General features: G+C 68.0%; 12 protein-coding genes and 1 tRNA gene. 12 read left to right on the plus strand and 1 reads right to left on the minus strand.

The window, feature by feature from the left end:
* Positions 1-308: 308 nt before the first annotated feature.
* The 12 genes from DQ353_RS02325 to DQ353_RS02380 all read left to right on the plus strand — a co-directional run bounded on the left by DQ353_RS02325 (position 309) and on the right by DQ353_RS02380 (position 13,623).
* Positions 309-3,668: an Rne/Rng family ribonuclease gene (locus DQ353_RS02325; RefSeq protein ID WP_113761159.1), complete on the plus strand. Its 3,360-nt coding sequence runs from the start codon at positions 309-311 to the stop codon at positions 3,666-3,668.
* A gap of 194 nt (positions 3,669-3,862) precedes the next feature.
* Positions 3,863-4,171, plus strand: coding sequence for a 50S ribosomal protein L21 (rplU, locus tag DQ353_RS02330; protein WP_007272816.1), 309 nt, complete (start codon positions 3,863-3,865; stop codon positions 4,169-4,171).
* Between the two features lie 48 nt (positions 4,172-4,219).
* Positions 4,220-4,474 (plus strand): 50S ribosomal protein L27, encoded by a 255-nt coding sequence (gene rpmA / locus DQ353_RS02335; RefSeq protein ID WP_071216447.1) that lies wholly within the window; start codon positions 4,220-4,222, stop codon positions 4,472-4,474.
* Positions 4,475-4,624: 150 nt separating this feature from the next.
* A complete protein-coding gene (gene obgE / locus DQ353_RS02340; protein WP_113761160.1) occupies positions 4,625-6,196 on the plus strand; it encodes a GTPase ObgE in 1,572 nt (523 codons plus the stop codon).
* A gap of 10 nt (positions 6,197-6,206) precedes the next feature.
* Positions 6,207-7,346, plus strand: coding sequence for a glutamate 5-kinase (proB, locus tag DQ353_RS02345; RefSeq protein WP_113761161.1), 1,140 nt, complete (start codon positions 6,207-6,209; stop codon positions 7,344-7,346).
* Between the two features lie 80 nt (positions 7,347-7,426).
* Complete coding sequence (locus DQ353_RS02350; protein ID WP_113761162.1) at positions 7,427-8,746, plus strand: glutamate-5-semialdehyde dehydrogenase; 1,320 nt, start codon at positions 7,427-7,429, stop codon at positions 8,744-8,746.
* 104 nt (positions 8,747-8,850) lie between these two features.
* Positions 8,851-9,072 carry a hypothetical protein gene (locus DQ353_RS02355; RefSeq protein WP_113761163.1) on the plus strand — a complete coding sequence of 74 codons (222 nt, stop codon included), beginning with the start codon at positions 8,851-8,853 and terminating at the stop codon, positions 9,070-9,072.
* The gene (gene nadD, locus DQ353_RS02360; RefSeq protein WP_113761164.1) at positions 9,065-9,706 is read left to right on the plus strand and encodes a nicotinate-nucleotide adenylyltransferase; all 642 of its coding nucleotides are present in this window, start codon (positions 9,065-9,067) and stop codon (positions 9,704-9,706) included. Before DQ353_RS02355 ends, nadD begins: the two co-directional genes overlap by 8 nt.
* Positions 9,707-9,727: 21 nt before the next feature.
* Entirely contained in the window at positions 9,728-11,314 is a 1,587-nt protein-coding gene (locus DQ353_RS02365) for a dihydrolipoyllysine-residue succinyltransferase component of 2-oxoglutarate dehydrogenase complex (RefSeq protein WP_220093950.1), read from the plus strand.
* A 42-nt stretch (positions 11,315-11,356) separates the two neighbouring features.
* Positions 11,357-11,770, plus strand: a complete 414-nt coding sequence (gene rsfS, locus DQ353_RS02370) for a ribosome silencing factor (protein WP_113761166.1) — start codon at positions 11,357-11,359, stop codon at positions 11,768-11,770.
* 73 nt (positions 11,771-11,843) lie between these two features.
* Positions 11,844-11,919, plus strand: a tRNA-Ala gene (locus tag DQ353_RS02375).
* Positions 11,920-12,606: 687 nt separating this feature from the next.
* Positions 12,607-13,623 carry an NADP-dependent oxidoreductase gene (locus DQ353_RS02380; RefSeq protein ID WP_113761167.1) on the plus strand — a complete coding sequence of 339 codons (1,017 nt, stop codon included), beginning with the start codon at positions 12,607-12,609 and terminating at the stop codon, positions 13,621-13,623.
* Between the two features lie 32 nt (positions 13,624-13,655).
* Here DQ353_RS02380 and DQ353_RS02385 read toward each other — a convergent pair whose 3' ends face one another.
* Positions 13,656-15,143 carry an amino acid permease gene (locus tag DQ353_RS02385; protein WP_113761168.1) on the minus strand — a complete coding sequence of 496 codons (1,488 nt, stop codon included), beginning with the start codon at positions 15,141-15,143 and terminating at the stop codon, positions 13,656-13,658.
* Positions 15,144-15,499 lie beyond the last annotated feature (356 nt).

Consider the following 15,499-nt stretch of genomic DNA (forward strand, 5'->3'; position numbering starts at 1 on the left):
CTGCTTTCAACCCAACGACAGGCTTTCAAGCCCGATTGCGATGCATCTGCTGCCAAGAGACCGCCTATACGAAGGTCTTCAGCGAATACCGCAATATGGTCGCCGCAACGTAAAGCGGCTTGCTTGGAAAAGCGCCGTTGGTCTTGCACGGATGCCGCGCCCCCCATAGTTGGGTAGGCGCACCCGGGCCGGGCATATCAAAGGACTTCCGCTGGGACACGCGGCCACAAGGCCCGGTCCAGCGAACCAACCAGGGGCGAACAGCTATCTGTGGGAGCGTTCGACCCGCCGAGGAGCACTCTTTTAACATGGCACTGAATCGCGACGAATCAAAGGCAGCGATGGGCCAGGGCCCCAAGGGCCGCACCCGCACCACCCGCCCACCGCGCGGCAACTTCAACGAACCCTCACCGCCGCCACCGCGCCGGGCCATGACCCTGGCAGAGCTCAACGACGCGGCAGCCGCACCCACCAGGAAGGTGCGCGCCAACGTTTCCCCGCGCGCCGCCACCGCCCGCCGCGGTTCGGCCCCCCGCAACGCCCCGGCCCGCCAGGGCAGCGACGCGACAGTTGAATCGGTCGTCGCTGCAGCCACCGGCCAGGCGCCGGCCAAGGCATCGGCCCAGGCACCCGCCGCCGAAGCCGTGAAGGCACCGGCCCGCCGCGGCCCGCGCCGAGCCACCTCCGGGGTCACCTCCCCGGGCGCCACGGCCCTCGAGCAGGACGCCGTCATCGAGGCCCCCGCAGCGCATGCCGCCGCCGAGGCCAAGACCGAACCCGTGGCCGAAAAGGCCGAGGCCCCCGCCGAGGAAGCCGAACCGGCCAAGACCGCCGCCAAGCGCCCGGTCCGCGGCCGCAGCCGCAAGGCCACCTCCCCTGCCACCAACCCGGAAGAAGCGGCTCCCGCCGAGTCCGTCGAGGCACCTGCCTCCGTCGAGCCCGCAGCCGAAGCCGCCGAGGAACCGGCGCAGGATGCCGAACCGGCCAAGACCGCACGCCGCCGTCCGACCCGCGGCGGACGCGGCACCCAGGACACCGAAGCCCAGGATGCCCCGGCCCGGCCCGCAGCCGAAGCCACGGACAGCGAAGCCGACGTGGCCCAGGAAGCAGCCGCCGAACTCGAGCCGGTTGCCATCACCGACCCGTTCGCCATCCCCGAATCCGCACTCTCGCTGATCTTCCAGGCTCCGACCCTCCCGGTCGCCGCCGAGGATGCCGGCGACGAGGAAGACGACGAGGGCCATGCCGGCAACGGCCGCCACTCCCGCGACGATTCCGACGACGAGCACGGGGACGACTCGGGCGTCGTCTCCCGCCGCCGCCGCCGTCGCCGCCGCGGCGAGGCCGACCTCGAGCTGACCGGCGGCTCGGAGACCGATCCGCCGAACACCATCACCCGGGTCCGTGCTCCGCGCGCCACCCTGGAACCTGTCGTTTCCAACAAGGTCACCGCCGTGCGCGGTTCCACCCGCCTGGAAGCCAAGCGCCAGCGCCGCCGCGATTCGCGCGAGTCCGGCCGCCGCCGCCAGGTCATCACCGAGGCCGAGTTCCTGGCCCGCCGCGAATCCGTCGACCGCCAGATGATCGTGCGCCAGCGCGAGGACCGCATCCAGATCGGCGTCCTGGAGGACGGCATCCTGGCCGAGCACTTCGTGTCCAAGACCCAGCAGGATTCGCTGATCGGCAACGTCTACGTCGGCAAGGTGCAGAACGTGCTCCCGTCGATGGAGGCAGCCTTCGTCGACATCGGACGCGGACGCAACGCCGTGCTCTACGCCGGCGAGGTCAACTGGGACGTCGCAGGCCTGGACGGCCAGCCGCGCCGCATCGAGCACGCCCTGAAGTCCGGGGACACAGTGCTGGTGCAGGTCACCAAGGACCCCATCGGACACAAGGGCGCCCGCCTGACGTCCCAGATCTCCCTGCCGGGCCGCTACCTGGTCTACGTGCCGGGTGGCTCGATGACCGGCATCTCGCGCAAGCTCCCGGACGTGGAACGCAACCGCCTGAAGAAGATCCTCAAGGACCACCTGCCGGAGAACGCCGGCGTCATCGTGCGCACCGCCGCCGAGGGCGCCTCCGAGGAAGAGTTGATGAACGACATCAACCGCCTGCGTGCCCAGTGGGAAGGCATCGAGGCCGCCTCGACGTCCACCAAGACGCTGGCCCCGGAGCTGCTCTACGGCGAACCGGATTTGACCATCAAGGTAGTGCGCGACGTCTTCAACGAGGACTTCACCAAGCTGATCGTCTCCGGCGACGAAGCCTGGGACACCATCGAGGCCTACGTGACCTATGTGGCACCGGATTTGGTCTCGCGCCTGGAAAAGTGGGAGTCCGACGAGGACATCTTCGGGCACTTCCGCATGGACGAGCAGATCCACAAGGCCCTGGACCGCAAGGTCTTCCTGCCTTCGGGCGGCTCGCTGGTCATCGACCGCACCGAGGCCATGACCGTGGTCGACGTGAACACCGGCAAGTACACCGGTTCGGGCGGCAACCTCGAGGAAACCGTCACCAAGAACAACCTGGAGGCGGCCGAAGAGGTCGTGCGCCAGCTGCGCCTGCGTGACATCGGCGGCATCATCGTCATCGACTTCATCGACATGGTCCTCGAGTCCAACCGCGACCTGGTGCTCCGCCGCCTGGTCGAGTGCCTGGGCCGGGACCGGACCAAGCACCAGGTCGCCGAGGTCACCAGCCTCGGACTGGTGCAGATGACGCGCAAGCGCATGGGCACCGGTTTGCTGGAAGTCTTCGGCGAGAACTGCGAGGCCTGCAACGGCCGCGGCGTGATCACCCACGACGAGCCGGTTGAACACCGCCGTTCCTTCAACTCGGCCGGCGAGCCGCACGGCTCGGGCAACCGCGCCGCCGAGAAGCCTTCGCGTGCCGAGCGCCGACGCCGCAACCGCGGTTCGGACTCCGAGCCCCACACCGAGCAGGCACCCGCTTCGACCCCGGTCGAGGACAAGGAGCCGGAGGACGCCGCCAAGGCCGACGCCGCACGCACTGCCTTTGCCAACATCGCCGCCGCGGCACACGCAGCGCACGAGCACGAGGACGCCGAGTCCTCGGACGAGGGCGCCACGCTGACCGTGGCGGGGGAGTCAGTGTCGGTTCCCGCCGCACGACGCAACCGCCGTGCCGGTTCTGCCGCCGCCCCTTCGTTGACCCTGGAGAACCTGGAAGCCGCGCTTCCGGACCACTCCCCGGTCGCCGATCCGGCCGAGGCCGTTGCTGCAGGGGACGAGGACGAGTCGGGCAATGCACGTCCGGCCCGCACCCGGACCCGCCGCAAGGCCCGCGCCAAGGCAACCGAGCCGGCAACCGCCGAGCCGGCCGCCGAGGCAGCTGCCGCACCGGTCATCTCCGGTGTTGCCGGCCAGGCCTCGGACGACGCCCCCGTGGCGGAGCCTGCGGCCACGGCAACCAAAAAGACTTCGGGCCTCGAGCCGGTGGCGCGCGTCAAGCGCAGCCGCCGTGCCACGAGCCCGCAGGGTGGATCCGACGCCGCAGTTTCTGTGGCATCGGACACGCTTGCGGCATCGGGTACATCCCATGTTGCTTCGCTCGCTGACCAAACCACGGCCGAAAAGCCGCTAAACGCCGCGAATGCGCCGATTATGCTGGGTGTCGGGGTACCGGTCAACGAGTTGAAAGAGTAGGGGTCTTGACGACTCGCGGGGTCAGGTTGTATTTGCCCCCGCAGCGCTTTTTAGCGTAGTCTAGATCCTCGGTGCGAACGCCAGCTATCGGATTCTTCCGCTCGGCGTGCCAGCACAGCGCAATCCCCGGGCTCGTTTTGGGGTAGTGATGCGCAGCAAGACATATTGAACGTCGAGTAGAAGTGAGTACCCACGTGGTGTACGCAATTGTCCGCGCTGGCGGCCGCCAGGAAAAGGTTTCTGTTGGAGACCTCGTTACCCTTGACCGTCTGAAGGCTGCCCCAGGCGCCTCCATTGAACTGCCGGCCCTGTTGCTGGTTGACGGCGAGAAGGTAACTTCGGCTGCCGACGAGCTGGCCAAGGTTACGGTGACCGCTGAGGTCGTTGAGAACCTTCGCGGCCAGAAGATTGTCATTCAGAAGTACAAGAACAAGACCGGTTACAAGAAGCGCCAGGGTTTCCGCGCTTCGTTGACCAAGGTCAAGGTCACCTCGATCGCTTAATTGCGGTTGTTTCCAAGAATTCTCATTACCTGAAGGTAGGCACATTCAATGGCAAGTAAGAAGGGCGCGAGTTCCACTCGCAACGGTCGCGACTCCAACCCCCAGTACCTGGGCGTCAAGCGCTTCGGTGGTCAGGTTGTTTCCGCCGGTGAAATCATCGTTCGCCAGCGCGGCACCCGCTTCCACCCGGGCGCCGGCGTGGGAATCGGCAAGGACGACACCCTGTTCGCACTGGAAGCCGGAGCTGTCGAATTCGGCACTCGCCGCGGCCGTAAAGTCGTGAACATCGTTACCGCTGGCTAACTAAGCGCGTAACCGCATTCATTACACTGTAGAGGGTGGGCCGCACGGCTCACCCTCTATGTGTTTTTCCAAAAACCCCTGTGTTTTGCCGCCTCCCGCCCCGGGAACAGCGCGCGGAACGCCACCCTTTTTTGCTAGGAGCTTTCAACCGTGGCAGCCTTCATCGACCGAGTGGTCCTCCATGTCTCCGGTGGTACCGGTGGGCACGGCTGTGTCTCCATCAAACGCGAAAAGTTCAAGCCCCTGGGCGGGCCGGACGGCGGAAGCGGCGGCAACGGCGGAGATGTGATCCTGCGCGTCGACGCCCAGACGACCACGCTGCTGTCCTACCACCACTCGCCGCACCGCCACGCCGGCAACGGAGAAGGCGGCAAGGGAGACCTGCGCCCGGGCAAGAACGGCGAGACCCTCGTCCTTCCGGTGCCCGAGGGCACCGTGGTCAAGACCCGTGACGGCGAGATCCTTGCCGACCTGATCGGTGACGGAACCGAATACATCATTGCCGCCGGCGGCCTGGGCGGCCTGGGCAACGCAGGCCTGTCCAGCCAGCGCCGCAAGGCCCCCGGATTCGCGCTGCTGGGCACCCCCGGCGCGTCCGCCGAGGTCATCCTCGAACTCAAGTCCGTCGCCGACGTCGCCCTGGTGGGATACCCCTCGGCCGGCAAGTCCTCGCTGATCGCCGCGCTGTCCGCCGCGCGCCCCAAGATCGCCGACTACCCCTTCACCACGCTGGTCCCGAACCTCGGCGTCGTGCAGGCCGGAGAGGTCCGCTACACCGTGGCCGACGTCCCGGGCCTGATCCCCGGGGCCTCCGAGGGCCGCGGCCTGGGCCTGGAGTTCCTGCGCCACGTCGAGCGCTGCGCCGCGCTGGTGCACGTGCTTGACTGCGGCGCCCTGGAAGCGGACCGCGACCCGATCTCCGACCTGGACATCATCCAGGCCGAACTCGACGCCTACGAGGTCGACTCCTCGTTCGCCGGCGCCGACGGCCAGATCATCCCGCTGAACGAACGTCCGCGCCTGATCGCCCTGAACAAGGTCGACATGCCCGACGGACGCGACATGGCCGGCTTCGTGCGCCCGGAACTGGAGAAGCGCGGCTACCGCGTCTTCGAGGTCTCCGCAATGACCCGGGAGGGATTGCGCGAGCTGTCCTTCGCCATGGCCGAACTGGTCACCGAGGCACGCGCCAAGATCGAGGCCGCCCCGCTGCCGGTTCCCGTCGAGGTGTTGCGTCCGCGCGGCACCAAGGCCAGCCGGGCAGGGTTCATCATCCGCAAGGAGGAGCGCAACCTCGAGCCGCTCTACCGCGTCATCGGCGAAAAGCCCGAACGCTGGATCATGCAGACCGACTTCCGCAACGACGAGGCCGTGGGCTACCTCGCCGACCGCCTGGCCAAGCTGGGCGTCGAAAACCAGCTGTACAAGCTCGGTGCCAAACCCGGGGACGCGGTGGTCATCGGCTCCGAGGTCGACGCCGTGGTCTTCGACTGGGAGCCGACCATGGCCGCAGGCGCCGAGCTTCTGGGCTCGCGCCGCGGACAGGACGAGCGCCTGGCCGAATACGGTGCACGCCCCTCGCGCGACGAGAAGAAGGCGGTGCACGAGGCGCGCAAGGGCGCCAAGGCCGCTGCCCGCGAAGACCTGGAAGCCGAGCGCAAGGCCGGAATCTGGACGGAGTCGGTCAACTACAAGCACCAGCTACCCAAGTCCGGGGAGTAACCGAGGAACCGTGCGCGCCACACACCAGCCCTCGGGCATCACCCAACGGACGGACCTGCCCCGCGCCTCCCGCATCGTGGTCAAGGTCGGTTCCTCGTCCCTGACCACGCTGGCCGGGGGCATCTCCGAGGAATCCCTCAGCTCCCTGGTGGACCGCCTCGCGGCGGTCAACACCGCCGGGACCGAGCTGATCCTGGTCTCCTCCGGTGCCATCGCCGCCGGCCTGGCGCCCCTTGACCTGGGGCGCCGGCCGCGCGATTTGGCCACCCAGCAGGCTGCGGCCTCGGTGGGCCAGGGCCTGCTGATGGCCAAGTACACCCAGGCGTTCTCCGCCCACGGGATCACCGTCGGGCAGGTCCTGCTGACCGCCGACGACCTGATCCGCCGCCAGCAATACGCCAACGCGTTCCGCGCGCTGAACCGATTGCTGGCCCTGGGCGTGGTGCCGATCGTCAACGAAAACGACACCGTGGCCACCCACGAGATCCGCTTCGGGGACAACGACCGGCTCGCGGCCCTGGTGGCGCACCTGGTCAAGGCCGATGCGCTGCTGCTGCTCTCGGACATCGACGCGGTCTACGACGCGCCGCCGAACGCCGGGGGAGTGCGCGTGCCGTCGATCGAGCGCGCGGAGGACCTCGAGGCGTTGCGCATCGGGTCCACCGGATCCGCAGGCCTGGGCACCGGGGGCATGGCCACCAAGGTCGAGGCCGCCACCATGAGCGCCGAATCGGGCATCCCCACCCTGGTCACCTCCACCGCCAACGCCGCTGCGGCGCTGGCCGGCCAAGACGTGGGAACGTGGTTCTCCGCCCGCGGCGGGCGGCGGTCCACGCGGATGCTCTGGCTGGCGCACCTGGCCACCACCCAGGGGCGGTTGCTGCTGGACCCCGGCGCCGTGCGCGCCGTGGCCTCCGGGGTTGCCTCGCTGCTGCCGGCCGGGATCACCGGGATCAACGGATCCTTCGAGGCCGGGGACGCGGTGGAGATCACCGACGGCTCGGGGCTGGTCATTGCCCGCGGCCTGGTCAACTTCTCCTCGGCGGAACTGCCGCAGATGCTCGGGCGTTCCACGCACGAGCTCGGCGAAGACCTGGGCAGCTCCTACGAACGTGCCGTGGTGCACGTAGACGACCTGGTCGTGGTCTAGCAGCGCCGCCGCGGCCGAAGCCCGCCCCCGTGCTTAACATGGGGGCGGGCTTCGGCGCATCCACCGTAGAATAAGGGATTATGAGCCAGAACATTGATGCAGCCCTGACCTTGACCGATGCCGTCCAGGATGCCGGCGGACCCGAGGCCGCAGCTCGTGCCGTGGCCAGGCTGGCCGACCGCGCCCGCGCCGCCTCGCGCGTGCTGGCCCGGGCGGACCGCAATTGGAAGGACCGGGCGCTGCTGGCCATCGCCGCCTCGCTGGACGCCAACCGCAAGGCAGTGATCACGGCCAACGCCAAGGACATCGAGGCCGGGCGTGCCAACGGCACCACCGAGGCGCTGCTTGACCGGCTGCGCCTGAACGACGCACGCGTCGACGCGCTGATCGCGGCACTGGAGGAACTGGCCGGGCTGCCGGACCCCGTGGGCACCGTGCTGCGCGGCCAGACCCTGCCCAACGGCCTGCGGCTGCGCCAGGTGCACGTGCCCATGGGCGTCATTGGTGCCATCTACGAGGCCCGCCCCAACGTCACCGTCGACATCGCCGGGCTGGCCCTGAAGAGCGGCAACGCCGTGCTGCTGCGCGGGGGACGCGCCGCGGCGCACTCCAACGAGGCGCTGCTGGCGCTGATCCGCGACGCCCTGGAATCCGTGGGGCTGCCCGCCGACGCCGTGGCCTCGGTCGATTCGTGGGGACGCGACGGTGCCGACGCGATGATGGGGGCACGCGGCAAGATCGACGTGCTGATCCCGCGTGGCGGGCGCGAGCTGATCCAGCGCGTGGTCACCACCGCCAGCGTCCCGGTGATCGAGACCGGCGAGGGCAACGTGCACATCTACCTCGACGAGTCCGCCGACGCCGCCATGGCCGCCCCGATCCTGCTCAACGCCAAGACCCAGCGCCCCTCGGTGTGCAACACCGTCGAGACCCTGCTGGTCAATGCGAAGGCCGCCGCGGCCCCCGAGGTGCTCGCCGCCCTGGCCAAAGCCGGGGTGCGCCTGCACGTCGATGCCCGCGCCAAGGCGCTGGCCGGAGGCATCCCGACCATCGACGCCGTCGAAGCGGACTGGGACACCGAATACATGGACCTGGATCTGGCCGTGGCCGTTGTCGATGACCTGGATGGTGCGATCAAGCACATCCGTGCGCACAGCACCGGGCACACCGAGGCGATCCTGACCAACAACCTTGCCCATGCCGAACGCTTCATCGCCGAGGTCGACTCGGCCGCGGTGATCGTCAACGCCTCCACCCGCTTCACCGACGGCGGACAGCTGGGCCTGGGCGCCGAGGTCGGTATTTCGACGCAGAAGATGCACGCCCGCGGTCCCATGGGCCTGCGCGAGCTGACCACGACCAAGTGGATTGTGCAAGGCGATGGGCATGTTCGTTCGTAGCCGCGTGCCAAGGTGGGTACGATAGAGGCTAACGAGAAAAATAGTTACAACTTCGTGCCGGGCACGCCTGCGCGGGCCCGGCACACATAACAACCTGGAGAAACATGTTTACCCAGTCCCTGAACGCGGCTATCCTGGCTTCCGAGTCCACCGGCGGAATGTCCACCGGCACGCAGGCGCTGCTCGTCGGCGGCGGAATCTTCCTGCTGTTCATGCTGATGCTGCTGATCACCATGTCCTACTCCAACGTGGGAAACCGCCACCAGGTCAAGCCGGAACCCGAGGACACCCACCGTACGCACACCAACAAGCACGGCCATCACTAGTCGTCTCGAGGCCGAACGTACGGACCGCCCATTTCGCCTAGGCGTCATGGGCGGCACCTTCGATCCGATCCACCACGGGCACCTCGTGGCAGCCAGCGAAGTCGCCTCGGTCTTCGACCTTGACGAAGTCGTGTTCGTGCCCACCGGGGAGCCGTGGCAGAAGTCGGACCGCGACGTGGCCCCGGCCGAACACCGTTACCTGATGACGGTGATCGCCACGGCGGCCAACCCGCGCTTCACGGTGAGCCGGGTGGACATCGACCGCCCCGGCCCCACGTACACCATCGACACGCTGCGGGACCTGCGCACACAGCGTCCGGAGGCGGAGCTGTTCTTCATCACCGGTGCGGACGCCATGGCGCAGATCATGGGGTGGAAAAACGCCGAGGAGCTGTGGCAGCTGGCGCATTTCGTGGGGGTCACCAGGCCCGGCCACGAGTTGCCGGTGCTGGACCGCAACGACGTGTCGTTGATGGAGGTCCCGGCGATGGCGATTTCCTCCACGGATTGCCGCGAACGCGTGCGGACCGCACATCCGGTCTGGTACCTGGTGCCCGACGGCGTGGTGCAGTACATCGCCAAGTACAAGCTGTACAACGACAAGAACAACGCAGTAAGCAACGGCCAGGAATAGAGACGGCCGGGAATGGACAAGATGAGCGACGAGACCGGGCCCGCGCTCAGCAGGCGAGCCCTGCGGGAGGCGCGACGTGCCGAGACCGAAGCCCAGCTTGCCCAAGAGGCGGCGGGCCAAAAGGCCGTGTCCCCCGTGGCGAAGCCCGAAGTGGTCAAGCCCGCCGCAGCCAAGCCCGCGACAGCGAAGCCGGCGGCAGCCAAGCCCGCAGCCGTTAAGCCAGCGGCCGTGGTTGCTGCGCCCAAGGCCGCCGCGCCGACGGCACCACCCGCTTCCAAGCCTGTCGAGAAGCCCGCTGTCCTGCCGGTGGAAAAGCCGGCTGTTGCCAAGCCGGTCGAGAAGCCGGCTGCGGCAAAGCCTGCCGCCGTACCCGTCCAAAATCCCGTGGCCGCCAAGCCGGCGGCCAAGCCCGTGCCTGAGCCGGCGGAACCAGCGCGCAGCCGTCGCGCCGCCACCGGTGAGGTTGATGCGGTGCCGGAGCGCACCGAGCGCACCTCCCTGCAGCGTGCCCGCGACCGCGAGGCACTGCGCACCCGCCGCCGCCTGGAACAGGAAGTTTCCGAACTTTCACCCAAGGACCCGGCCCCCGCCGAGGACCCGGCACCGCTGACGCGCAAGCAGATGCGCCTGCAGGCCCTGGGTGCCGCGAAGGACGCAGGAGCCGCCCCGGCCCCCGCTGCCGCGCAGTCCACGCCCGCCACCAAGGACAAGCCGGCACCGGCCAAGCCCGCACCAGGCAAGCCGACACCGGCCAAGCCGGCCGGGGCCCAGCCGGAATCCGAACCGGAATCCCCCTCGCCGCAGATGAGCGTCGAGGAAGCCCTGGCGTTGCGCCGGCGCTCCGGCGGCGCCGCCCCGAGCGAACCGCTGCTCATCGCGCCCGAGGAAGACCTGGCCGACGTGGACCTGGAGGTCCTGGCCCAGCAGCGCGAGCTTGCCGCGCGTGCGGCGATCATTTCCCGCCGTGCCGCCGAACGCCTGCGCATGCAGGAGGAAAACACCCAGCGTGCCGGCGCCCGCCGCTCGGACCCCTTCACCGGGGCCATGAACCACCTGGTCGCAGAGGATGTCGAGAAGAAGCTGGTCAACACCGGCATCTCCGGTCCGCTGACACGTGGCTACAACATCGCCATGACCGACCAGGGCACCATCGTCGAGGAACCGCAAACCGATGCGGCCCCGGCCACCAAGACTCCGGCTTCGGCGCCCCCGGCGCCCCAGCCGACGACCCCGGCAGCGAAAGCCCCGGCGGTCACACCTGCGCACAAGCCAAAGGCTGCTACTCCGGCCCAGGCATCGGCTGGTGGCTCCACGCCTCCGGCCGCGAAACAAGCTGCCGCAGCAGCACCGGCCAAGGCCCCCGTGGCCCCGGCCGCCGGCAAGGCGGTGGTGGCACCCGAATCCAGGGATGCCCACGCCGAAGATGTTGGGCCCTCGACGGCTCGTCCTCCCGTGCGTGCCGTGCGCGCCCAGGGACTCGAGCCGTTGGACGTGCAGACCGCCGGAATGCGCCGTGCCAACAACATGTACTTGATGGTCATCGCGGCCTTGTCCGTTGGAGGCGCGGCCCTGGTGGCCGGCCTCATCATGTTCCTGAACTCCAACTAGCGCGCTTTTGCGACGCCACAATTCCCTCAAGGAGAACCCCCTATGAGCGCCCACGAACATTCCCTCAACCTCGTCAAGGCAGCAGCCCTGGCCGCCGCCGAGAAGCAGGCGGAGAACCTGATCGCACTGGACGTTTCCGAACGCCTCGGTGTCACCGATGCCTTCCTGATCGCCTCGGCAGCTTCCGAACGCCAGGTCAACTCGATCGTCGACGAGATCGAAGACAAGCTCGACGAGCTCTTCGAGATCCGCCCGGTACGCCGTGAAGGCCGCGGCGCCGGCCGCTGGGTGCTGCTCGACTACGCGGATGTGGTCATCCACGTCCAGCACAACGAAGACCGCGTCTTCTACGCCCTGGAGCGCCTGTGGGGCGACTGCCCGCTCATTGAGCTGCCGACCACCGGGGAGCCCGCCACCGACATGTCGCACATCGAGACGCTCCCAGATTCGCTCTAGGGCCTCTCGATTTGCGCCACGCGTTTTGTGTGGCCTATGATGGTTGAGTTGCCCGCAAGGGCGGCTCTCATCTGGGGGTATGGCGCAGTTGGTAGCGCGTCTGCATGGCATGCAGAAGGTCAGGGGTTCGAATCCCCTTACCTCCACCAGATAACGAAAGCCGGGACACGGATCCACGAACAAGTGGAACCGTGTCCCGGCTTTTTTGCGCCCGGATTCCCTCGTTGGAGGCGGGCTTCCAGCGCCGCCCAGGCGGTCCGCCACCCCGCGGACGGTCCCTTGTGCCGCTTGGCGGTGGGGTGGCCGACACACCGGCCGAATCGCGTCTCGTCGCTGCCGTCGATCAAGCCGGCCGATGGAGCGGGCGTGCCGGCATTCAGTCGTGCCGGATGCCGCTGGTGTTGCGTTCGAGGGAAAGCGGTTCGGCAGGCTCCAGCACCCGAGGCCCGGTTGACGGCTGGACGGCTGGACGGCTCACGGCGAACGGAACCGCAAGCTCGTTCACCGTCTCCTCCCCGTGGCAGGGGAATGCGAGGATCGAAGACCGGGTGGGGTCCGCGGGTTCCGGGGGGTCTTGCCGGGTTCGACGGGTGCCATGAAGGGGCTATTGGCCTTGCGGCCAAGCGACTGCCCGGAAGAGCGGACTCCGGAATCGGAACGTGGTGGTTTCCCGTATCGGTTCCCGGGCGGACGAGGGGCCGCCGGACACTGAGAGTGGGCTCACGGTGGCTTGGCCGTTGTGGGCATGTAGATTCTAGATGCACCTATCCCGCCGGATGATCGCTGGACGTGTTCACCGTGAAGCGCAGTGATCCTTGGTGCAACGGAGGAATAACATGAAAGCCATTGCCTACACCGGGTATGGCGGCCCGGACGTCATGACGGTCCTGGAGTTGCCCGAACAACGACCCGCGGAGAACCAGGTTCTCATCAAGGTCGCCGCAGTGGGCCTGAACCCCGTGGACGCGATGCAGCGGGCCGGAACCATGAAGATGCTGCACCCCTACAAGTTCCCGAAAATCGCCGGAAACGAACTCAGCGGGGTCATCACCGCGCTGGGTCCCGGGGCCTCCCGCTTTGCGGTGGGGGACCGGGTGGTCTCACGCGTGGGCAAGACGGCACTGGGCGCCCTGGCCCAATACCTGGCCATCGACGAATTCCTGGTGGCTCCCGCGCCGAAGTCCGTTGCCCTGGTCAATGCCGCGGCGCTGCCCCTGGCGGGCCTTACCGCGCAGCAGGCGCTGGGCCCCAACCACCTGGACCTGCAGTCCGGGGAACGGTTGCTGGTGACTGGAGGAGCCGGAGGCGTGGGCCTGCTGGCAATCCAGCTGGCGAAGCTGGCCGGTGCACACGTGAGCACAACCGCATCCCCGGAGGGACGCCAGGTCGTCGAGCAGGCCGGTGCGGATCTCGTGATCAACTACCGCGAGTCCAGGGTTTCCGATTACACGGAGCAATTCGACAAGGTGTTGGACCTGATTGGCCTTGAAACCGACCACGACGTGTTCACCCGCGTGCGCGCCGGCGGCAACGTCGTGTCCATCACCGGACCGCTGACACCCGAGGGGATCCCGGCGGAGGTCTCGGGCCTGCGCCGGGCGCTGGTGCGCCCGGTCGCCGCAGCCATGAGCCGCAAGGCCAGGAAGGCTGCCGCCGCGGCCGGTGCCACGTACGATTTCTTCTTCATGGAGCCAGATGCCGGCGGACTGGCGCTGCTGGGCGGGTTGGCCGACGCGGGGAAGCTGAAGCTCGGCATCGACAGCACCTACCCCTTGGATGATTTCGCCAGCGCCTTCGAGCGCCTTGAATCCCGGCGCGCGAAGGGCAAGGTCATCATCGTGATGCCTTCCTGACCCCGGGGGGCCCGGCGCGCCGGTGGAGAGGCTCAGGTGACGGAATCTGGTTGGTTTAGCCGGCTGTGCTTCCGCGAGTAGGCGAAGTAGACGACGAAGCCGATGGCCAGCCAGATCACGAAGCGGATCCAGGTCTCCAGGGCCAGGTTCAGCATCAGGTAGAAGCAGACGACGACCGAGGCGATCGGGAGCACCGGGACCCACGGCACCTTGAATGCACGCGGCAGGTCAGGGCGGGTGCGGCGCAGCACCATGACCCCGATCGACACCAGCACGAACGCGGCCAGGGTGCCGATGTTGACCAGTTCCGCGAGCGTGGACAGCGGAACGAAGGTGGCCAGGACGGCGATCGGGATGGCGGCAAGGATCGTGAACCGGTAGGGGGTGCCGAAACGCGGGTGGGTCTTGGCCAGCGCGGCCGGGAACAGGCCGTCGCGGGCCATGGCGAAGCCCACGCGGGTCTGGCCCAGGAACAGGATCATGCACACCACCACCAGCCCGATGCAGGCGCCGATCGCGATCAGGTCGCCCATCACCGGCAGCCCGGCGTTCACGAACGCGGTGGCCAGCGGTGCCCCGTCGTCGGGATCGATGTCCTTGTAGCTTTGCATGCCGGTGATCACCAGGGACACCGCCATGTAGAGCACCGTGACGATGGCCAGGGAACCGAAGATGCCGATGGGCATGTTGCGTTGCGGGTTGCGGGTCTCCTCGGCGGTGGTTGCCACGACGTCGAAGCCGATGAAGGCGAAGAACACCATGGCGGCGGCGGCGAAGACCCCGCCGATGCCAAAGACGCTGGGATCGAGCCCGAAGATCGTTTGCACCAGCGGCAGGTGCAGCGCCCCGCCGCTGGAGGCCGCAGGGGTCGAGGCCGGAGGAATGAACGGGGACCAGTTGGCGAGGTTGATGAAGAACGCCCCGACGATGATCACCGCGAGCACGACAAGGATCTTGATGGCCGTGACGACCTGATTGATGCGGCTGGAAAGCTTCACCCCGGAAATCAGCACGATGTCCAGGCCCACGACCAGCAATCCCGCGGGCAGGTTCAGCACGCCGTTTTCCGCGGTGGCGATCGCCGCGGGGATGGCGAAGGGGGTGCCGTCCAGGACCACGCCCAGGTACTGGCTGAAGGAGGTGGCCAGGGCGGCGGAACCGACGGTGAATTCCAGGATCAGGTCCCAGCCGATGATCCAGGCGAGCAGTTCGCCCATGGTCGCGTAGGTGTAGGTGTAGGCGCTGCCGGCGGCCGGGACGCTGGAGGCCAGTTCCGCATAGCACAGTGCCGCCAGCCCGCAGCCGAGCCCGGCGATCAGGAAGGAGATCGAGATGGCCGGCCCGGCATTGGAGGCCGCGGCCTGACCGGTGAGCACGAAGATGCCGGCGCCGATGCTCACCCCGACGCCGAAGACGATCAAGTCCAGAGCGCCCAGGTTCTTCTTGAGCTTGTGTTCGGGCTCTTCGGTTTCGGCCATCGTCTGCTCAATGGTTTTCGTGCGGAAAATTCCCAATGACATGATGTGCCTCCTCGGTGGGAACGCGGGCCGCCGTGCTGGGCACCAACGTACGCCCCGGAACCGGTGGCCGATAGGGCAAATAGTCCCCCGTGGACGCGGAGAGCGGGAAGGTTGGGAGTGCCGGTGCCGAAATTTCCCATTCGCAATGCCATGGGCACCGAACCCCTGGAGGTCCGCGGCATCGGCCCCGCAGCCCACCGGTCCATGTGCGCCAGGAAGCGGTACATCCTTGCGGGCACCGCGGGGGAGAGGGGCTGCCGGAGCTGCTGAAGATCGGGACGCCGCAAACCAGGGGCTGCGTCCATTGCCCGGGTAGGCACGTCACGGGGCCTGGGGTCGGGGTCGGCCAGCGGGCG

It is taken from the genome of Arthrobacter sp. AQ5-05 (genome assembly GCF_003287975.1).
GTDB lineage: Bacteria > Actinomycetota > Actinomycetes > Actinomycetales > Micrococcaceae > Paeniglutamicibacter.